Origin of the sequence: Clostridium sp. OM05-6BH (genome assembly GCF_003481635.1) — a bacterium.
GTDB lineage: Bacteria > Bacillota > Clostridia > Lachnospirales > Lachnospiraceae > Butyribacter.
This window is the reverse complement of record NZ_QULH01000024.1, coordinates 1-21609: the sequence shown is the minus strand read 5'-3', so window position 1 is coordinate 21609 and position 21609 is coordinate 1. Positions and strand designations below refer to the sequence as shown.

The 21609-nt window shown below is 41.5% G+C and carries 18 protein-coding genes; 2 read left to right on the top strand and 16 right to left on the bottom strand.

All coding sequences use genetic code 11. The annotated features are described in order from the left end of the window. Window position 1: 1 nt before the first annotated feature. The 15 genes from DXB73_RS12985 to DXB73_RS12915 all read right to left on the bottom strand — a co-directional run bounded on the left by DXB73_RS12985 (window position 2) and on the right by DXB73_RS12915 (window position 18194). Window positions 2–1702, bottom strand: a complete 1701-nt coding sequence (locus DXB73_RS12985; RefSeq protein WP_118691405.1) for a toll/interleukin-1 receptor domain-containing protein — start codon at window positions 1700–1702, stop codon at window positions 2–4. 13 nt (window positions 1703–1715) lie between these two features. Then, window positions 1716–2972 (bottom strand): SPFH domain-containing protein, encoded by a 1257-nt coding sequence (locus DXB73_RS12980; RefSeq protein ID WP_118691404.1) that lies wholly within the window; start codon window positions 2970–2972, stop codon window positions 1716–1718. A 150-nt stretch (window positions 2973–3122) separates the two neighbouring features. Next, window positions 3123–3281, bottom strand: a complete 159-nt coding sequence (locus DXB73_RS14615) for a hypothetical protein (RefSeq protein ID WP_182448346.1) — start codon at window positions 3279–3281, stop codon at window positions 3123–3125. A 245-nt stretch (window positions 3282–3526) separates the two neighbouring features. Further along, window positions 3527–3694, bottom strand: coding sequence for a hypothetical protein (locus DXB73_RS12975; RefSeq protein WP_243104143.1), 168 nt, complete (start codon window positions 3692–3694; stop codon window positions 3527–3529). Window positions 3695–3894: 200 nt separating this feature from the next. Next, a complete protein-coding gene (rfbC, locus tag DXB73_RS12970; RefSeq protein WP_118691403.1) occupies window positions 3895–4509 on the bottom strand; it encodes a dTDP-4-dehydrorhamnose 3,5-epimerase in 615 nt (204 codons plus the stop codon). 211 nt (window positions 4510–4720) lie between these two features. After that, window positions 4721–5638, bottom strand: a complete 918-nt coding sequence (rfbD, locus tag DXB73_RS12965) for a dTDP-4-dehydrorhamnose reductase (RefSeq protein WP_118691402.1) — start codon at window positions 5636–5638, stop codon at window positions 4721–4723. A gap of 3 nt (window positions 5639–5641) precedes the next feature. Next, window positions 5642–6679, bottom strand: coding sequence for a dTDP-glucose 4,6-dehydratase (rfbB, locus tag DXB73_RS12960; protein ID WP_022024919.1), 1038 nt, complete (start codon window positions 6677–6679; stop codon window positions 5642–5644). After that, window positions 6672–7559, bottom strand: a complete 888-nt coding sequence (gene rfbA, locus DXB73_RS12955; RefSeq protein WP_118691401.1) for a glucose-1-phosphate thymidylyltransferase RfbA — start codon at window positions 7557–7559, stop codon at window positions 6672–6674. Before rfbA ends, rfbB begins: the two co-directional genes overlap by 8 nt. Window positions 7560–7860: 301 nt before the next feature. Beyond that, window positions 7861–9075, bottom strand: a complete 1215-nt coding sequence (locus DXB73_RS12950; protein WP_118506860.1) for a methyltransferase domain-containing protein — start codon at window positions 9073–9075, stop codon at window positions 7861–7863. Window positions 9076–9144: 69 nt separating this feature from the next. Next, window positions 9145–11136, bottom strand: coding sequence for a threonine--tRNA ligase (gene thrS / locus DXB73_RS12945; RefSeq protein WP_118691400.1), 1992 nt, complete (start codon window positions 11134–11136; stop codon window positions 9145–9147). A gap of 505 nt (window positions 11137–11641) precedes the next feature. Further along, window positions 11642–12373 (bottom strand): hypothetical protein, encoded by a 732-nt coding sequence (locus DXB73_RS12940; RefSeq protein ID WP_118691399.1) that lies wholly within the window; start codon window positions 12371–12373, stop codon window positions 11642–11644. A gap of 322 nt (window positions 12374–12695) precedes the next feature. Further along, complete coding sequence (locus tag DXB73_RS12930; protein ID WP_182448345.1) at window positions 12696–13424, bottom strand: LytTR family DNA-binding domain-containing protein; 729 nt, start codon at window positions 13422–13424, stop codon at window positions 12696–12698. 72 nt (window positions 13425–13496) lie between these two features. Continuing rightward, window positions 13497–15149 carry a putative manganese-dependent inorganic diphosphatase gene (locus DXB73_RS12925; protein WP_118691396.1) on the bottom strand — a complete coding sequence of 551 codons (1653 nt, stop codon included), beginning with the start codon at window positions 15147–15149 and terminating at the stop codon, window positions 13497–13499. 65 nt (window positions 15150–15214) lie between these two features. After that, window positions 15215–17371 (bottom strand): hypothetical protein, encoded by a 2157-nt coding sequence (locus tag DXB73_RS12920; RefSeq protein ID WP_118691395.1) that lies wholly within the window; start codon window positions 17369–17371, stop codon window positions 15215–15217. Between the two features lie 22 nt (window positions 17372–17393). Then, on the bottom strand, window positions 17394–18194 hold the full coding sequence (locus DXB73_RS12915; RefSeq protein WP_118506857.1) for a nitrilase-related carbon-nitrogen hydrolase: 801 nt from the start codon (window positions 18192–18194) through the stop codon (window positions 17394–17396). Window positions 18195–19012: 818 nt separating this feature from the next. Here DXB73_RS12915 and DXB73_RS12910 point away from each other — a divergent pair. Both DXB73_RS12910 and DXB73_RS12905 read left to right on the top strand, forming a co-directional pair. Beyond that, window positions 19013–19654, top strand: coding sequence for a DUF4867 family protein (locus DXB73_RS12910; protein WP_118691394.1), 642 nt, complete (start codon window positions 19013–19015; stop codon window positions 19652–19654). Window positions 19655–19670: 16 nt separating this feature from the next. Then, window positions 19671–21071: an RsmB/NOP family class I SAM-dependent RNA methyltransferase gene (locus tag DXB73_RS12905; protein WP_118691393.1), complete on the top strand. Its 1401-nt coding sequence runs from the start codon at window positions 19671–19673 to the stop codon at window positions 21069–21071. 206 nt (window positions 21072–21277) lie between these two features. Here DXB73_RS12905 and DXB73_RS12900 read toward each other — a convergent pair. Beyond that, on the bottom strand, window positions 21278–21609 hold a 332-nt coding region (locus tag DXB73_RS12900), incomplete at its 5' end, for a leucine-rich repeat protein (protein WP_147354908.1).

The following is a 21609-nucleotide window of genomic DNA, read 5'->3' as shown; positions in this document are numbered from 1 at the left end:
ATTAACCTCTCAATTCCTGTATATAATCCTCTAATTCTCTTATTTTATTTACGCATGTTTCATACGTGTATTTTTGTTTTTCCAAATCAGCAATACAAGATTCAATTTTCTGCTTTTTTAGGGCAATATCATCATATTCTTTTTGTTTCTTCCACAACATTGGCATTTTTATAAGCGGTTCAATATGCGAAACAACAGCATAATAAATTCCCCATATAATAAGGATTGCTATGCTTGAGCACACGCCATTCAGTATGCCCCCCGTAACAAAGTAAAACAGTCCACAAACAATATATACTATAATTGATAATCTGAAATCATGAGGTTTTGATAATTTCTCTATTTTAGGTTTCAGTTCGTTCAGCTGCAACTGCAACATTTTAGTCTGTTCCCTCTTCTGACTGATCTCCAGCGATACATCACTATATCCTGCAATCTGATTTTGATAATTATTTTTCTCTTCTTCTGCTTCACTTATTTTCAGTCGCTTATTCTGCTCCTGTAGTCTTCTTATATAATCTTTCCACTCCTCCTGTATCATTTTCGCCTTATCTGGATTTGCAACAGTAATTGCATGTTGTACCATATTTTGCATCTCAGAAGCCAACTCATTGTCCAAACGAGTTAAACACTCACTTTGTACATAGGGTACTCCCCACCACCCACGATAATCTTCCGGATACCTGTTTTGCATTTCAATGTATAATTCATATGCTTTTTGAGTTTCATTCAGTCTCATAAAGGTTTCCGCATTGGCTGCTAAACGGTTCACCTCAGATGTTTCGTCATTCGGGAGAACCCCATTCTTTCTTTTGCTGTTCTGAATAACGTGATTAACACCCTCTACCAGATATTCCACATAGCCTATTTTGTTCAAATCAAAAGACTGAAATGCTGAAAATTCCATTGGCATTTCATATGGAGACATATTCTTAAAACACGCAATCAGTGTTTTGTTCTTATTTTCTTTCTTTAATTCCAAAAAACGAGACCATTCGTTCTTTACCCAGGTAGAATTATAATACTCCGTTTTAGTTCCCAAAACAATCATTACCGTTGCACTCATCAATGCAGCATATATGTACGGTTCATACTCTTGTCCCAACTTACTTTCCAATGATTTTTTTGCAAAAAATGTGCGGTATCCCGCCTGCTCTAACGAGTTATAAATATTATATGCTATCATGCTGTCTTCTGTAGGCTCTCCATTTTCCATTTTATCTTTGTAACATATAAAAACATCATATGGCTTCTCCTCTTTAACAATTTTAATATACTTATTATAAATTTCGTCAATTTTTTTCGCTTCTTCTTGAAAAACATAAGATTCGTATATATCCGCATTTTGCAATGCTGCCTTATAATCCGGATCATCAAAAATAGAATGATCCTGTATTCTATGACATGTTGGCTTCCTTTCTCCCCCAATATCATTTACATACTCAATACCATATCGGCTTAAAACCATTCCCCAATGAGCCGCTGAATCTTTATAATCTTCTCGAAGTAAATCTTCAAAAACAGATATTGCACCATCAAAATCCAGATTTTGTCTTAAAAACGTAGCACGATTAAATAAATTTTCTATTTTATCCTTATTTTTGGATACAATCATTTTCGAATCACAATACTTGCACGTTGCTATTGATGTACTTTCATCAAAATCAATATTTGCTCCGCATACTTCACACTTTAGTATCATAAGTACCTCCTCATTATAATAAATCCTTTAATTTTTCTCGTTCGATTTTGAACTCCTCATCAGTGTATAATCCTTCCTGCCAAGCCATTTTCAAACGTCTTAACCTTTTCATATACTCTTCATCATCAACGTGATGTGTTTCATTGGATGTATTTTCTCCTGGTGTTTTCAAATGAATCATTCCCGGTATATCATCACTATCCTCGTTGACGTTGCTAGGGGTTACCTTTATATTTGCACTATCATTGTCTGAAATCGGTGTCATTAGACTACTTCCCTGAATTTCATTTCCAAAACTACCCATTGTCTGACTAATAAATGGTGCCATCCCCATTCCCATTCCAACTCCCATCATTGGTGCACTACTTCTTCCAATTCCTTCATTAGCTGCCGCAATATCCATCACCCCAAATCCTCTTCGCTGATGTTCTGTCATATTAAGAGTTTTATTAGCAATACTTTGAGCGATTGCATCGCGCTTTTTTATTTCCTCATCTGCCATATGCTCCGTAATTCTGACATTTGCATTGATTGCAGCTTCTTTTATCCGATTTTTTTCTTCCAGATCCAAGAAAGTATTTTGAGACCATAAACGTTTATACATTTGATAATTAGGATCATCAGCGGATACATTGATATTATTCACGTATAGATTCACCAACGCTATTCCATATTCAAACATATAACTGGAAATTGCCTTTTTAAGTTGTTCTGCAATCCCCATTGGATTACTCTCAAGATTAAAAATCGAAGCATTTTCTTCTCTTAAAATTGCCGGAAGCCATTGTTTGATGCATGAAATTATAATCCCCTTAAAATATCTCATCATATGTTCTTGATCGAATTGCGTCTCCGTTCCAACCAATTTCAATAATATTTTTTTGGAATCTACTACTTTAATACTCATTTCACCGGACGTACTAATAGCAAATGGCGGCAAATTCATGCTTGGATCACTATATTTTATGTCTCCCACACCCCAATTAATTGCCATTTGTTCCGTCTTGTTTACAAAATATACTTCACAATGAAATTGCGATATTCCATCATTCGGCAAATTGATAAGCTTGTTTAAAATAGGTATATTTTTAGTATGCAACTTATATGATCCCGGTTGAAAGATATCCGTCAACTGACCATCTTTAAAAAAAGCTGCCTCTTGTGTTTCATGTACAATCAGGGTTGAATGAGTATTAAAATCTTCTCCTGGAAACTTCCATACGAATGTTCTATTATTTATTTCACCTTTTATTACGTCAAATATTTGCATATGTTCCTTGTATGATAATTATAAAATTAATTACCACACATTTCCTTTCTTTTAATATTGTGATTTAATATAATTCAGATACTTTGAACTTTTGTTTTTTCAGCAGCTTGACTACTCGACTAAAGTGTATTGCCGCTACCTTTATCTGAATTATTTATCAACTATTCCTTCTTTTTGAGCCCAACCAACTATAGCATTAAAGTCAACATAAATATTTTCATTTTCCGTAATTTCTTTTGCATAATCCATTCCGTATGGATGCCCACTATCATATGCAAAAGAAAAATAAAAAACAGCTAACTTTTTCATTTTTAATGCAACACCTTGGTCAGAAATTTATCTCTTTTTCCTCCTTTTTTCGTGTCCTTGTTTTCATGCGAGGAAACGATGCCAGATAAATCTTTACACCGTTCAGCAAAAAAAGCATATCACATGGCATGTACAACTTTTTTCCGAAATTTTACAACAAACATCTTTTTCAGAAACTCGAAATACACTGAAATAATCGCAGCTAAAACAAGTAACTGGCATTTATTGTCATATTTTTTTGTAAATTATCCACAAAATTCAAAGAAAAACTTTGGTGACTTTTTTGTGATTTTTTCAGTAATCCTTGAATGGGTGAACACTTCTGTATACTCTTTCTGTTCCGCAGATACCATTTGCAGATAGTCCTCTATATGAAGTTGTCTGTTCTTAAATCCATCTTTGGTTACATTCATTTACTCACATCTCCTAAAATTCAGTCCTTCCCACTACTAGGGCGGATTCGGGACTTTCACCCATTAGCGACGTGCACCGCAAGGCGCACATTAAAAAAGACACTGCGCACATCTCTGCACACAGCGCCAAGGCTCGTATTCCCATATTTCTCACTCAAACTTCGCACATGATAGTTTCGCATGTGCGAAGTTTGGGTTCCTTACATATCAAAGTGGAACGTATCTTTCAGACCATGCCACAACTGATCTTTATCACTCAAGTTAAGTGGGGTACCGTCTGCCAAAGCATATCCTTCCGCTGAGGCAGTTCCTTTGTACTCACCTGTCAGTTCCGGCCAGTCCACGCCAATCTCCGGGTCATTCCAAGCAAGACCGCCCTCGTCTCCCGGATGATAAAAATCCGTACATTTGTAGCAAAAAACTGCTATATCCGACAATACCAAAAATCCATGTGCAAATCCTTCCGGAATGTAAAACTGCTTGAAATTGTCCTCGGACAACTCCACACCGAACCACTTTCCATAGGTCTTGCTGCCGGTACGTAAGTCAACTGCTACATCAAAAACACATCCCTTTGTGACCCGCACAAGTTTTCCCTGCGGATACTGCTTTTGGAAGTGCAGACCACGAAGCACTCCTTTGGTAGACTGGGACTGATTATCCTGTACAAATTCCATATCCAGTCCCTCTGCCACCATATCCTGCTTATTGTAAGTCTCTACAAAATAACCGCGGTTATCGCCAAATACCTTTGGCTCGATCACACACAACCCTTCAATACCACCTGCATTTTTCTCTACTTTTATCTGTCCCATATGAATCCCATATTCCTTTCCCGTCCTGTAGTCTGATCCCCAGGCACGCCTTTATATCATAGCAGCTTTCTGCCCCACGGACACACCTTTGCATCATAGCAGCTTTCTGTCCCACGGACACACCTTTATATTATAACAGTTTTCTGTTCCACGGATACACCATTACATCACAGCAACTCTCTGTCCTACGAACATTTCAGTATACATTCAATTACAGCACTTCCTGCAAATACCGTGTCAGCGCATCCTGCCAAGTTGGGAGCGGTGTAAATCCCTGCTCGGTAAGCTTACTCTTATCCAGTCTGCTGTTAAACGGTCTTGCTGCTTTCGACGCTCCATATTCTGCCGTTGTCACCGGCTTTACCGTCAAATGCGCTGCATCATATTCTTCGTGACCAAGCGCTGCCGCCTGTGCAAAGATCTCCCGCGCAAAGTCGTACCAACTGATATAGCCACCTTCATTGGTCGCATGATAATAACCATACTTATCCGTCTGGATCATATCAACTAACAGCCTTGCCAAGTCATATGTGTAAGTCGGTGTTCCGATCTGATCGTCTACAACCGTCAGCGTGTCATGCGTTTTTCCGACTTTTAACATGGTTTTGATGAAATTATTGCCATTTAAGCCAAATACCCAGGCGATACGCACAATGAAAAATCTAGATGCAAACTCTGCCACTGCAAGCTCTCCCGCCAATTTCGTTTCACCATAAACATTAAGCGGTGCATACTCCTTACAGTCCGGCTTCCAAGGTGTCTGTCCCTGACCGTCAAACACATAATCTGTACTGATATACATCATCGGGATGTCTAACGCTCCACACTCAGCAGCAATATTTTTCGTTCCCTCTACGTTGACCTTACGTACGGTCTCCTGCTTATCCTCATCTTCTGCAGCATCTACCGCAGTCCAAGCAGCACAATGGATCACCGCATCCGGTTTCAATTTTTCCAGCATCGCACTCACAGCAACCCCATCCGTAATGTCCAGTGAATAATACGGTGCATCAATAGAGGTCACCTCCGGCAAAACATCACTGCCGATACTCTCTATTCCTCTTTGGTGCAATTCATTCATCACATCATAGCCAAGCTGTCCGCCGACTCCTGTTACAAATACTTTCATTTCTTATTTCTCCTCGGAACGATTTCCATACATTTTTGCATAATAGTTCTGATACTCTCCCGAAATGATCGTCTCCCACCACTCACGGTTATCCAAGTACCACTGGATTGTCTTCTTGATACCATCGGCAAACTTTGTCTCCGGAAGCCATCCAAGCTCACTGTGGATCTTTGTTGGATCGATCGCATAACGCATATCGTGGCCCTTACGGTCAGCGACATATGTGATCAAACTCTCCGGCTTGCCAAGTTCTTTACAAATAATCTTAACAATATCAATGTTGGTCATCTCATTGTGACCACCTACATTATATACTTCACCGACTCTGCCCTTATGAATGATCAAGTCAATAGCACGGCAATGATCCTCTACATACAGCCAGTCACGGACATTTTCTCCCTTGCCGTATACCGGAAGCGGCTTATCATTCAGCGCATTTGCGATCATCAGCGGGATCAATTTCTCCGGAAAATGGTATGGTCCATAGTTGTTAGAGCAGCGGCTGATCGTTACCGGCAAACCGTATGTGCGGTGATATGCCAATACTAACAGATCCGCAGATGCCTTACTGGAAGAATATGGACTGGAAGTATGGATCGGTGTTTCCTCGGTAAAGAACAGATCCGGGCGGTCCAAAGGAAGATCTCCATACACTTCATCGGTAGATACCTGATGATAACGCTCAATGCCATATTTACGGCATGCATCCATAAGTACCGCCGTACCAAGGATATTCGTGCGAAGAAATACTTCCGGATCCTCGATAGAACGGTCAACGTGGCTTTCCGCTGCAAAATTCACAACGATATCCGGATGCTCTTCCTCAAACAACTGATAAACGGCATCACGATCGGTAATATCTTCTTTTACAAAACGGAAATTCGGATTATCCATAACCGGTGCTAATGTTGATAAATTGCCGGCATACGTCAGGCAGTCCAAACATACAATGCGGTAATCCGGGTATGTATTCAACATATGGAATACAAAGTTGCTGCCGATAAATCCTGCTCCACCTGTCACAATAATTGTCTTACTCATAATATTTTCCCTCCAGTACATCCATCAAATATTTACCATATTGGTTTTTCTTAACTTCTTCATATACTTCCAATACATCTTCTTTGGTGATCCAACCATTGCGGTATGCGATTTCTTCCAAGCAGGCAATCTTGCGGTGCTGATGCACTTCAACCGTCTTGACAAAGTTCGTTGCATCTACCAAGCTCTCATGAGTACCGGTATCCAGCCAAGTAAAGCCCTGTCCCAAAAGCTCTACATTCAGTCTTCCCTGTTCCAGGTACATTCTATTCAGATCCGTGATCTCAAGCTCATTTCTCGCAGATGGTTTCAAACTCTTGGCAAGTTTCACAACATCATTATCATAGAAGTAAAGTCCGGTGACACAATAATTACTCTTTGGTTTCTCCGGCTTCTCCTCGATGGAAACTGCCTTTCCATTCTCATCAAACTCGACAATACCAAAACGTTCCGGATCATCTACATAATATCCAAACACCGTAGCTTCTTTCTTCTGTTCCGCATTCTCTACTGCCGCATGCAATCTTTTCTTAAAACCATGTCCGGCAAAAATATTGTCACCAAGCACCATAGCAACGCAGTCATCGCCGATAAATTCCTCGCCGATAATAAATGCCTGTGCAAGACCGTCCGGGCTCTCCTGTACCGCATAGCTCAACTGCACTCCAAACTGATGTCCGTCTCCTAACAACGCCTCAAAACGAGGTGTATCCTCCGGAGTGGAAATGATCAAAATATCTTTGATCTTGGCATCCATCAATACAGACAATGGATAATAGATCATCGGTTTATCATAAACCGGCAAAAGCTGTTTACTGGTTACTTTCGTCAATGGATACAATCTGGTTCCGGAACCACCGGCAAGAATTATTCCCTTCATTGTGTTACCATTCCTTTCCTATAAAAAACTAAAACTGTTTCTGATGCTCCGGATAACTGGACGTTCTATCCTAACAGCATCTGTCTCTTATTCTGCAATTCATTTTGTCTAATTGCATACTAAAAGGTGACGTTACGTCACCTTCAAGTAGTTTTTTCATTTTTGTGAATAGTATACAATATTGCACGCCTGATTTTGTGGTATTTTACCAAATAATTCTGCACATTACTGCTAACTGTATCAATTGATGCAACTTCTGTATATTGTTATCAATCATTTACCGTCAATCACCTCTCACCGATCATTGCGAATCGTTTGCATCCGTTACACTGATAAATATCCCGGCATCCTTTGTGATTGTATATCCATTGCGAATCTGTCCCTCGACGTATTTGCGAAATTTGTTGTATTTCTCCAAAATATACTGGTTCTGATTGCCATGACACGACAACACATATTCGATCAACGGCTCTGCCTGCGTCACGATAAGTGCATCCTCGTATTGCTGCCAGTCCACCTCCGCAAAATATGGTGCAAGTGCCTGTGCACCATTTTCTTTGCCAAAGTGCTCATACAAATTCTCGCCGGACAACGTGATCCGATCGTCAAACTGTGTAACAAGCCGGCTCACTTCCTGCATATGCGCCACACCATACGTTCCACACACAAATCGTCCACCCGGTTTTAACACACGGCCAACCTCACTGCAGACACGGTCCACATCTTTGCAATAAAAGAGGACATGATTTGCAATCACAAGATCAAAGGATGCATCCTCATACGGAATCGCATGGCAGTCAAACGCCGCAAAGGAAAATCGGTCATCCTGCAGACTTTGTTCACGACGGACATCTCGAATCATTCCCTCTGAAATATCCGATAAAATGATCTCACAATCTGCAGGAAGCTTGGCTTTATTCTCTATCCACAGACGACCATTGCCGCAGCCCAGTTCCAAGATCTTCATGCCTTCTGTGATCTGGCATTGTTCATAGATCCAAGGAAACCACCCCTGCTTATTGCTGGAAAATAGACGATGTAATCGGATCCTTGCCGATATATTGGTCGAGTTGCGATACTGCGCCTTGAGACTGTTTTCCATGCCCGTCAAATGGATCAATTCCCGCATACGGTTCCAGTCTACATTCTGTTGCTGCCTGATCTCCGTTACCGTCTCACCAATCGCCTGCTCCACAAGCTGCAACTGCTCAATACGGTCACGCACAAGATTTTGCTGCTGTTCCAGCGAATGTTCCAAATACGAATAATCGCTGTCATTCACTGTCAACTCACGAATATCTTCCAACGAAAAACCAAGATATTTTAGCAGCATGATCTGCTGCAGTCTGGCAAAATCTTCTTCCGTATAAAAACGCGCCCCTGTCGGCGTGACAAGGGACGGTTTTAGGATATTCTGTTTATCATAATAACGCACTGTACGCACAGTGATCTGTGCCATTCGTGCAAATTCTCCGGAGGAGTAATACACTCCACCGGATTCTTTCTTTTTGACCATGCTTCTACTCCTGCTTATGCGGTCTGTCGACACAAAACTTTTGCTTGACTGCAGGTTCCCACAATCACATTATTTGTTATCCTGATCCTGTGGCTCTTCCTTGCGGATCTCTTTTGTGCGGATCTCCTTGCAGATCGCATCGATAAATTCGGACAGATCTTTCACGCCCTCATCACCTGCAAAGCGGCTGCGAACAGAAACTTTATTCTCTTCCTCTTCTTTTGCACCAACAACGAGCATATAAGGAAGCTTATCCAGTCTTGCCTCTCGAATCTTGTAACCGATCTTCTCAGAACGGTTATCCACCGTTGCGTCAATACCGTTTTTCTTGAGTTCTGCCAAAACTTTCTCGGCATAGTCTGCGTATTTCTCAGAAATCGGAAGTACACGAACCTGCTCCGGGCAAAGCCATGTTGGGAATTTACCGGCATATTTTTCAATCAGCCATGCAAGGGTACGCTCATAGCATCCAAGAGAGGTTCTATGAATGATATATGGACGTTTCTTATCACCATTCTGATCAATATAATACATATCAAAACGCTCAGCCAAGAACATATCAAGCTGGATCGTAATCATCGTATCCTCTTTGCCATATACATTCTTAGCCTGAATATCAAGCTTAGGACCATAGAAAGCAGCTTCGCCGGCTTCCTCTGTATATTCCAGACCGATGTCATCCAAAATCTCACGCATTGCGCCCTCAACGCGGTCCCACTCTGCCGCGTCACCAAGATATTTGTCCGGATTTTCCGGATCCCACTTAGACATACGATATGTTACATCTTCCTCTAAGCCAAGTGTCTCCAAGCAATATTTTGCAAGATTTACACAATTTTTAAATTCGTCTGCGATCTGCTCCGGCATACATACCAGATGTCCCTCGGAGATCGTAAACTGACGTACACGAGTAAGTCCATGCATCTCTCCGGAATCCTCATTACGGAACAGGGTAGATGTCTCACCCATGCGGTATGGCAGATCACGGTAAGATTTCTGACGAGCCTTGTATACATAATACTGGAATGGGCAGGTCATTGGACGGAGTGCAAAGATGTCATTACCGGAAATGCTGTTGCCTTCCTCATCTTCATCATCCTCACCGAGAATGAACATACCCTCTTTGTAATGTCCCCAGTGATCGGAAATCTTGTACAGATCGGACTTCGCCATCAGTGGTGTACGAGTACGAACATAACCCCACTCATTATCCTCCAGATCCTCGATCCAACGCTGTAATTTCTGGATCATTTTTGTTCCCTTTGGCATGAACAATGGAAGACCCTGTCCGATTACATCAACCGTTGTAAACAGATCCATCTCACGGCCTAGCTTGTTGTGGTCACGGTTCTTAACATCTGCAAGATACTCTAAATACTCTTCCAGATCTGCTTTTTTGTTATATGCTGTACCATAAACACGAGTCAGCATCTTGTTCTTCTCATCGCCTCTCCAATAAGCTCCTGAGGAAGAAGTAAGCTTAAATGCCTTGATCTGCTTTGTACTCATCAAGTGTGGTCCGGCACAGAACTCAATGAAATCGCCCTGCTGATAGAAGGATAATGTCTCATCGTCTCCATGCTCTTTGATCATCTCTACTTTATATGGCTCATCGCGCTCTGTCATCAGCTTAATCGCCTCATCCTTAGGCAATGTAAAATACTCCAACTTATCGCCTTTTTTGATGATCTTCTTCATCTCTTTTTCAATCGCATCTAAGTCTTCTCTTGTCAGACTTGGCATATCAAAATCATAATAAAAACCGTTGTCGATCGCAGGTCCGATCGTCAGCTTTGCGTCCGGATACAAGTGCTTTACTGCCTCTGCCATAACGTGTGCACAGGTATGGCGGTATGCTTTCTTACCTTCCTCAGAATCGAAGGTTAAAATATTCAAGGTACAATCTTTATCTACGGTAGTTCGAAGATCAACGATCTTTCCATCTACTTCTGCGACACAAGCAACACGTGCCAGACCTTCACTAATATCTTTTGCAATATCAATGACTGCCATTGCACTCTCATACTCTTTGAAAGAGCCATCTTTTAATGTAATCTTCATGATTTTCCTCTTTTCTGTGCTGCGTGTTATTATAACTACACCGTCAGGCAGCACACGGACGGCGAAGTTGTAAGCATTGTTCGGAAAGGGCAGAGCTTTTTTGTTTTATAGGAAACGAGCAGTTTCCTATAAAATAAAAAAGTCCCTTCTATATCTCTATAGAAGGGACGTAATATCAGCGCGGTTCCACCCTTGTTCAGTGAGCATCTTCTGTCACTGCAACTCATTCGACGATAACGGTGTCGGCCGGACCGGATTGGGGTCACTCCGAGGTAGTTTTCCACTTCTTTGTGATAAGATGTTCCAGCGCCTCGGCATCTGCCGATTCCCATCTCTCTCTGTCATCACGCATGAAATGTACTCGTCTCATCAACGTTTTCACTTCTTCGTATTCGTAATCTTAATACTATCTTTTCACTTTGTCAACAGGTTATTTTCTTTCAATAGGAATTACTTTCAACAATATAATGTTTTTCTTCATATTCTTCACCATTCCTTTTCTATTTTATTTTAACACAATTTTCTTTAAATTTGCATTTTCAGTAAGGGTATTATACGAAAATGATAATGCAGCTAACTTCTCAAAATAGTCTCCTCTTACATTGTATTCACTACTACCTGCCGCTTGATATAACTGATTGTTTTCAGATAATAAAATCGGCGCTGATGAATTTGAATTTTCATCTACTTCATGGAAAATCACAAAACGTGTTTTTTTGTGTTTCAATATGACATCTGTTGTAAAAACATCTAATTTATTAATACTTCCACCTGTAAATTTTCCATTACGATATAACATAGTATATTCAAATATACTTTGTTTGTCTTTAGAAAAAACAAATAAATCAACCATCGTCTTATTGATACTATTGTCCTTTGGTTTCCAATAATAAATAGCGGTTTTAGATACATAAAATTCTTTTTGACCGCTTACCGGTAAATCAGGAGTTTCTTTTGCTATTGCATCCACAAGGCTTGTTAAATCCTTATATTTTTCATTATCTTCAAAAAACTCATCTACATTCACAAACATTTTTTTTTTTATATGACTTCCTACTTTCTTTGCATCAAGACAGAATGCAGTATTCATATCGTTTCTGTTAGAATAGCTATCGGATTCCTTATGGTTACTTTTTGCTCTTTCATGTGCATTATTATCTACATAATGCTTATGCAAACATACACTTATCAACACAGTTGCCACCAAAAATATTACAATACAATATGTTCTTTTCATAGATTACCTCTTCCTTTCCATGTAGCCACCATTAACAATAATTATTTACAAACTTTATTCTATAAATTTTTGTAAAACCACTTTTTCCCTTTTTATAGTCACTATTATGTTATAAAAACAATATGCATATACAATTGACATATTATATGATGATCTGCTTTGTACATACACCCCAAATACAACAACTAATAATGAAATCACAATATAACTTACCACTTTTAATAGAGCTCTCATTCTTTTCCTTTCTGAGAATTTTTTTCTTCCTTCACACAACGGCAATATAGAATAATACCGGCTTGCTGCACGGAAACTTCCCACTTTGTCAATCGGTGAGTTCACTTTTTTTCTGATAATATTTTTGTACAATATCTTTTTTATCGCGTTTGCGGATCGGGATCACCATGCCGTTTTTCATATGAAAATCGTAATCAATGACGCCATCGACCTGCTCCACGTTAATAATATAGCTTTGATTACAGCGCAAAAAATATTTCATATTGAGTTTTTGCTCGATCGTGTTAAGCCGCTGATATGCACGATATTTTTCATCTCCATGATAAATATATACCACGCGCCCCTCCGACTCTATCACACTAATTTCTCTCTGTTTAATGCAGAATTTCTTCTGCTGAACGCTGAAACGCAAAAACTCCATATCTTCATCATGTGTACTGACCTGATTTCTCGAAAAGTAATCACATATCGTTGCACGTACCTGCATTACATCATAGGGTTTCATCAGATATGCAAACGCATGCAGTTCATAGCCTTCCCGCAGATATTGATCACTTCCGGTTGCCAATATGATCTCCACTTTGACATCTTTTTTACGAATCGCACGTCCGGTTGCAATACCATCCATCTCTTTCATAAAAACATCCAAAAAGATCAGGTCATAATCTCCTCTTGAAAAATTACGCTGTAACTTTTCACCTGAGGAAAACTCCACGATCAACACTTCCTGATGTAGTTCCTGTAAAACTGCCGTTACTATTTTGCGAAGTAATCTTCTTTCCACCTCATTGTCATCACATAATGCTATTTTTATCATACTCATCCTCCATGTATCCGTTCATCTACTGCCAAAGGAATGGACACATATTTATACTCCCTGCTTTATCTTTTATTCCTGTGCTGCGATCATCATCGCAGGTATGATCTGCTTCTTACGAGAAACCGTATCCTGCAAAATGATCTGCTTCGTATCTTCAGGCAGATGAAATGCTTTCACTGCCAATTCTCTTGCCCCATTGCCATGATACAATAGCTCTGTCGTACCCTGCAAAATGTCGGTCAGCATAAAGAACAACATCTCCACCTCATGGTTAGCAAGCGCCTTTTCCATATATGGTAACAATTTATCCTTGATCGCAACAAGTTCCTGACGATCCATCGAAGTGATCTGTCCCACACCAAATACAAGGTCATTTGCCACAAATTTCTTGAAATCCTGATAGAAAATTTCTTCCGGAGATTTCGAAGATAATTTGCTGCCCGCCGCAAACATTTCTGCCGCATACTGTTCCGTATCAATACCGGCGATCTGTGCCAGCGCCTCTGCCGCCTCGCGGTCTGTATCTGTGCAGGTCGGAGAACGATAAATCAGCGTATCGGACAAGATTGCGGAGCACAATAACCCGGCAATCTTCTCTGTGAGTTCCACACCTGACTCGCGGTACATTTGATAAATGATCGTTGCTGTACAGCCTAACGGCTGATTGCGGAAAAATACCGGTCCCATTGTTTCAATACTTCCAATACGGTGATGATCGATAATCTCGATGATCTCGGCCTCTTCCATGCCATCTACTGCCTGTGTCAGCTCATTATGATCTACTAAGATCAGCTTTTTCTTACGCGCACCGAGCAGACTTCGTCGGGAAATCATACCAAAATAATTCTCATTCCAATCTAAGATTGGGAAATCCCGGTATCTCTTTTTCGCCATCGTGTCACGAATATCATCCAAATATTCTCCCAGGCCAAACGTGATCAGATTTTCACTCTTCATAAAGAAACGGATTGGGATACTCTGGTTTATCAAACGTGATGCCGTAAACGTATCATATGGCGTTTTGATAATATAACAGCCCCTGCTTTCTGCAAGACGGCTGATCGTATAAGAAACCAATGCACCATCACAGACAATAATACATTTTGCGCCCATCTCGATGGCACAAAGCTGTGACTCATAACGGTTTCCCAATATGACGATATCATCTTTTTCTATATAGCTTTCCATCAGATCCGGGTTAGCGGCTGCAATCAGGCACTTACCGGAAGTAATCTCCTCATCCATATCACCGTGTATCATATCGCCATCTAAGGTTTCTACAATATTATGAAATGGTGTCCCTGCTTTTGAAATGATACGGCTGTCATACACATCCATGTAGGATTTCGCAATATCTTCAATCGTGATCAACCCCAACAGCTTTTGGGAAGCATCGACGATTGGAAGTGTCTGCAGCGTGTCTGTTTTCATCAACTCCCATGCACGTTTCAAAGATATTTCCTGACTAACACCAGTCACTCTCTGCACATCAATATCAATAACCTGTGTCCGGACATCGCCCATATAGTCGGGTGCCGACACACCAAAATACTTCAACACAAACTGCGTTTCTGCATTGATCTGTCCCGCTCTCTTCGGGATATATTTTTCTCCGGTACCCTGCGACTTCAGATTCGCATATGCAATCGCTGAGCAAACGGAATCAGTATCCGGATTGATATGACCGATCACATTCACCACGGATTCATATTTATATGCCATACTTAACCTCCATGCATCTGATATCCTGACTTCAAAATCCAGTCAAGTCTAACTTCCACAATTGTTTATCGATAGTCCTGCTCTGTATATTGTGAAATATCAATAATATATTTAAATCTTCTTGCCAACGCCGGAACAAAACGGAATAACTGATCCAACGTCGCTCCCTCATCCGATAAGATCACTGCAAAGTCACCGTAATATTCATCCATAATGGAGAAAATCTTCGTGATCGTTGGGAATAACAGATCTGCCGCTCTGGTAACTAACAGACAGTTGCCTTTAAGCTGTGACTTAAACTGCATTAGATCCATACTATTTAACTGTTCTGCATCAATACGCGCGATACGTCCTGCACTTAAATATCCTGTTTCCCGCATAACCATTGCTATTTTCTTGGATATTCCAAGAATACGTTCTTCTCCATCTCCCATCAAAACAAAATGAGATGGATCCAGTTCTCCTCCGATCAAGATCAAAATATCGGCAAAAGAACGATGCAACGCACGTGTCGTTGGCAAATCCTTTTCCGGCAGCGTTTCTCCGGTCAAAGACTGGCTGATCGCTGCGTCCTGCTGCTGTACTTCTTTTTCTAATTCGTCCATTAATACCGCCTCCGCTGTTTGTTCTGTGCCAGCAATCTGCTGCTCTGGCAGCGGATCACCATCTTCGTTTGGTATTTGTGTTTCCTCTGATGTGTTAATTTCTGACTCGGCAGTCATTGCCGCATCCTGTTCCGTCTGTCCGTTGAAAGCTGCATCAACGACATCGTCATTCACCGGCTGTTCTACACTGCCGGATACATTTTCTTCTGCAGACTGCTCCGGTAAAGATTCTCTCTCTGCCTCCGGTGGAATAACCACTGTCTCCTGAAACATCGGTTCTTCCGGTACATCCACGGTCGGAATGACATTCGTCTGCGCCATATCTGTCTCTTCTGCTGTAACTTCTTTGTTCTGAGAAGAGAGTGGAACATACTCTTTTGTTGGTGTCTGTGCAGATGATTCTGTCATACGCTCAAATACTTCATTTGTTTTATTTGGCAATTCCTGATATACAGCAACTGCTTTTTCTTTTAACTGTTCATTTTGCTCCGCCTCATAAATAGCAGAGATTTCTGCCGCAAGGTCCTGTGTGATCCCGGTTCCTGACTGTGAAATTCTTGGAAAATCTGCAGGATTGATCGCGCTGTACTTATTGTCTGCCGGTTGGGCTGTAACCGTTGTCTGCGACGCCCTAGGCTCTTGTGGTTCTTTAGCCGGTTCTGACGCAGTCTCCATTGCAATGTTCTCCGACTCTGCGTCTTCCGAAGCATCCGAAAAGATTTCCTGCGCCTCTTCTGTCGCAGCCGATTCCACCGGAGTCTCCAGTTTCCATATATCTGTAGATTCCTCTTCTGCTGACTTCTCTGTACTCTCTGTCGATGCAGACTGTTCGTCCATCTCCGACTCACTTTCCTGCTCCTCCTCAGATATTGTCTTAACCATCGTCTCCTCAAACTTCGCAGGATCTACTTTCTTAAGATATTTCATCTCCTGTTCATTTCCCGCCTCCAAATATTCATTCAACGCCGGAAGTGATCCGGTATCATCCGGATTTGGTTTCTCGGTCTTAACCGTAAAATCCTTATCATCCATAAAAGGCAGCGGATTTTTCTCTTCAATATGCTCCAGCAAAAGCTTGGCGCGTTCTACGATCTCGCCCTGACCAAACCATAACTTAATATCTTCGCATTCTTCCGCACATTCCTCGTAGCGCCCCGCCTGCTGATACAGTTTCGCTAACTCATATGCCCACTCTTCTATGTATTCTTCTTCTTTGAGACTCTTTAATGTGTCGATCAACTGACTGATCGGCACGCCCGCAGCTTTATCAATGCGGTACCGTAAGATCAAAGCATCTCTATTATTTGGATTCATGCGTACAAATTCTTTATAATAGCTTTCTGCATCGTCCAGTTCATTGGTGCGTATCGCCAAATAGATCAAACGATATAAAATACGGCGTGTTCTGGACTTTTTATAAATCCGCAGATAAGTTGCCTTCGCCGCCTCAAACTGCTCTGTGCGGGTGTACACCTCCGCAAATACCTTGAGGTCACTGATATTACGAACCTGACGCATGTCTAACGTCTGGATGACCGTCAATGCTTTCTTATATTTTCTTTCTTCCGCTAAATGATGCACCTGTGCAATGCGGATCGCTATTTCATATTGTCTCATATCTTCCTCCATGTCATTTACTTTAATTATTTAAAGCAAAATAAGTGCGGTACAGATCTTCTCTGCGATCTGCCCTAGTGCTGAATTTGTGACGCAATGACCACGCTCTGTCATCCAGATCACAAACAAGAATTCCTTCCCTGCCGGACAGCATTCCTAAAATATTACCGATCGAATCTACTGCCATGCTGTCTCCGGAATACGCACAGCCATCATGCATTCCCACGCAATTCACGCCGACTACATAAGACTGTGTTTCGATCGCACGTGCCCGCAGTAGTGTCTGCCAATGTTCCCGCCTGATCTGTGGCCAGTTAGCGATCACCAGCAAAACATCCGCTTCCCGTGCTGCGATCTGAAAGATCTCCGGAAAACGTAGATCATAACAGATAAACAGGGCTATCTTCCGTCCCAAAAACGGGACAGTAACAATTTCATTTCCTTTGGCATAACAATCCGATTCACCCCCATAAGTAAACGGATGCATTTTTTTATATTCTCCGACTACCGTTCCCTCTTTGTCCAATAGTGTAAAGCGATTGGTTACAAGCTTTTCTTCTCCCTCCGGGCTTGCTGCCCATCCAAAGCCAATGGCAAGATTGTAAGATTTTGCCAATTCTTTCATTCGCTGCACTGTGCGAGAATCCTTAGGATCTTCTGCCACTTTTGCCGTGTTTAGAGTGACTCCGGTAAAGCTCATCTCCGGAAATATAATGCATTCTGCCGCGGCTTCCGCTGCCTGCTTGATCAGCGTCTCCGCTCTATCTATAGATGCATCTGCATTCTCCCACACCATGTCCAGTTGTCCAAGTGCTATCCGCATTTGTAATCACCAAACCTTTCTCGATGCATTTCATTAAGAATCTATCTCCCCACTATCTTATTCAGTATAGCACAACTCCATATGATTTGCGACAGTTTTTGCAAGGAAAATTTGAACAATCTGACAACTCAACATATAAGAGTTCGAAGATCCATGATAAATACATAGTCAAAAAAAAAGATGTGTGCTATAATAATCGAAATACACAAGCTTCGCACATCCGAAGCTGCTGTCAGGTTACATATTGCTTATTATGTCAGCAATAAAGAGGATATTTTGCAGCCAACAAATGAACTTGTTCTGCCGACAGCGAACTAAGATAATTGCCGCAGAACGCAGAGTTTTTGTATGATTTCTTATTTTGTTAAGTCTCTGATGAATACATGCCCGAAGGAGTGTCTGAGATGTCCCGGTTTAGCAAGGTATCATCCATTTTTGGACGGGACGCTTTCGCTACGATGCGCTACGTCACGTTACTTAATGTCTCTGAAATACAAGACATAAGTAACGACGAGCGCAAAGTCCCTTTCAAAAATGATGAATGCCTTGCTTCCGGGACGGTTAAGTTTACGTAAGGCATGTAAATCAATCATCAGAGACAACAAAATTTAGAAATCACCAAAAACGAAAATGCGGCAAGGCAATTACTATAGTTCTCTGCCGGCAGAAGCCACTATGTTGTGGCTGCAAAATGCTAAGTATTCTGACATAATAAGCAATATGTGACGATATGATCATTTCGGATGTGCGAAGTTTGAGGCACATTATTTTATCGAAATGTTCTCTCCGTATAGAGACGTTTCAGAATGGAGGAAAAAATGAACATACAATCAGTAAATGACAAAGCATTTGAAGTATATGGACGCGTCGTAGACGGTTACGATTATGCCGAACTACTTGCCACATTGGAGAAGTGCTCTGAGAAGCCTGCCGATTCTGTGATCTACGTTCCGGGCTGTGCTGAGTTAGAGGCAACACCTGCTTACAAGGATCTTCAGATCAACTGCTATGGTGGTATGCCGATCCAGATCGGTTACTGCAATGGAACAAATACCAAGTTAAATTGTTTTGAATATCATCGTGACAGCGAGATCGATATTGCTGCCGATGATGTTATCTTATTGGTAGCAAGACAGCAGGATATACAGGATGGCAAGATTGATTCATCCAAGACAGAAGCTTTCTTATGTCCAAAGGGAACTGCTGTTGAGCTCTACGCAACGACCTTACATTATGCGCCATGCAGTGCCAAGCTTGGTGAAGGTTTCCGTGTTGTTATCGTACTCCCTAAGGGCACAAACGAAGATAAGCCTGCTTTGACCGTTAAGAATGCAGAAGATAATCTTCTGTGGGCTCAGAACAAGTGGCTTCTTGCTCATAAAGATACTGCTGAAGCAGCAGACGGCGCACATATTGGAATCACTGGCGATAACATCGATATTGCTGATTTGATCAAATAGATTTGGAGAAACTCCTATGAATTTACCAGAAGCATTTTTAGCACGTATGAAAAAACAGCTTGGAGCAGAATATGATGCATTTGTCGCATCTTATGATGCGGATACTTCTTATGGACTTCGCTTAAATCTTTTAAAAGGGACTGTGGATGAGATCATCCCAGTCCTTCCTTTTGCCTTGACGAACGTCCCATGGATTCCGGAAGGATTTCATGTAAGCAGTACCGAACGCCCCGGCAAACATATATTACATGAGGCCGGAGCATATTATATTCAAGATCCAAGTGCTATGTCTGTTATCACATTGCTAGATCCGATGCCGGGCGAGCGTATTCTCGATCTCTGCGCGGCTCCCGGCGGCAAAAGTACCGGGATTGCTGCTCGTATGCAGGGGCAGGGACTGCTCGTTTCCAATGAGATCATTCCCGGCAGAGCGAAGATCCTATCTCAAAATGTAGAACGAATGGGCATTACCAATGCACTGGTCTGTAACGAATCTCCGGAACGTATTGCCTCGCATTTTCCGCTCTTTTTTGATCGTATCGTAGTGGATGCTCCCTGTTCCGGGGAGGGGATGTTCCGCAAAGATGCCGGTGCCATTTCTGAATGGTCACCAGAAAATGTCACACTTTGCAAAGAACGTCAGGAAATGATCTTAGCTTATGCCGATGCCATGTTAAAACCCGGCGGTGTCTTGGTGTATTCTACCTGTACATTTGCGCCGCAGGAGGATGAAGAACAAGTGTCCGACTTTTTGGATAAACATGACGAATATTTTATCGAACCGTGGGAAGATTTTCTTCCGACAGACTGTGGCATTAAAGATGGCACCATTGCAGGTGCCATGCGTTTATATCCCCATCTGATCTCTGGTGAAGGGCACTTCGCTGTGCGTCTGCGCAAGGGGCAGGGCGATCCACACACAGCATTGGATACTTCTGATCCGATCGACACACGTCAAAAACGAGCCAAAAAAAATTCGAAAAAAGCGTCAAAAAGCACTTTTGATCTGTCCTATTTTACGGACTTTGCAAAACAAGTTTTTACAAATGAACCCCTAGATATTGCAATGGACTCCCTTACTGTTTTTGGAGATGAACTCTATGCGCTCCCAGCGGAGACTCCATCTCTAAAGGGACTCAAAGTAATTCGTCCGGGACTACACTTGGGAACCCTTAAGAAAAATCGTTTCGAACCATCGTATGCGCTTGCCAAAGCATTATGTTCAGATTCTATGCTTTCTTATGAAACTACAGAGGAAGAAGCTGCAAGGTATCTGCACGGAGAGACGCTGATGACCTCTACCTCATTGCAGGGATGGATGCTTGTGTGCTATCAGGGATTTCCATTAGGGTTTGCCAAAGCCACAAAAGGCATACTGAAAAATCATTATCCAAAAGGGTTGCGAACACAATATTAAAGAAGCTCCACAGAACAAAGAGTCGCTTGCGACTCTTTCGCGCTCGAGCGGTGCTGTTTGCAGCTAACTTCTTCTCCGCGAGATGCGCATCCTCGCGGAGCGTTTTTTGCTTTATAGGAAACGAGAAGTTTCCTATAAAGTCAAAAACAGAGCAAAACGCTGGTTTTGCTCTGTAGTTTGTTCGCTATTAGCACTTATTGCAAATGCTACTTGATGACTTTCACTTTTATCTTGTATCGTTTCTTCAAAAATTTACGTTCCTTATACATTTCTGAGTTCTTTGGTGTTTTTATGGTAATGTTGGAAAGGTTACACTTTAATCCACGATGATAAAATATGCTGTCAATGTACCACCCAAGATTTTTTATGCCTTTAGGAACCGTCACACTTCTCAATTTAGGACATTCGAAAAAAACATATTCTCCAAGTTTCTTGACTCCTTCCTTTAGCACCACTGTCTTTAACTTTTTGCAATATTGAAATGTTTCATCCAATTCCACTTTTCCGTATACTGTTATCTTCTTTAAAGCAGATTCAT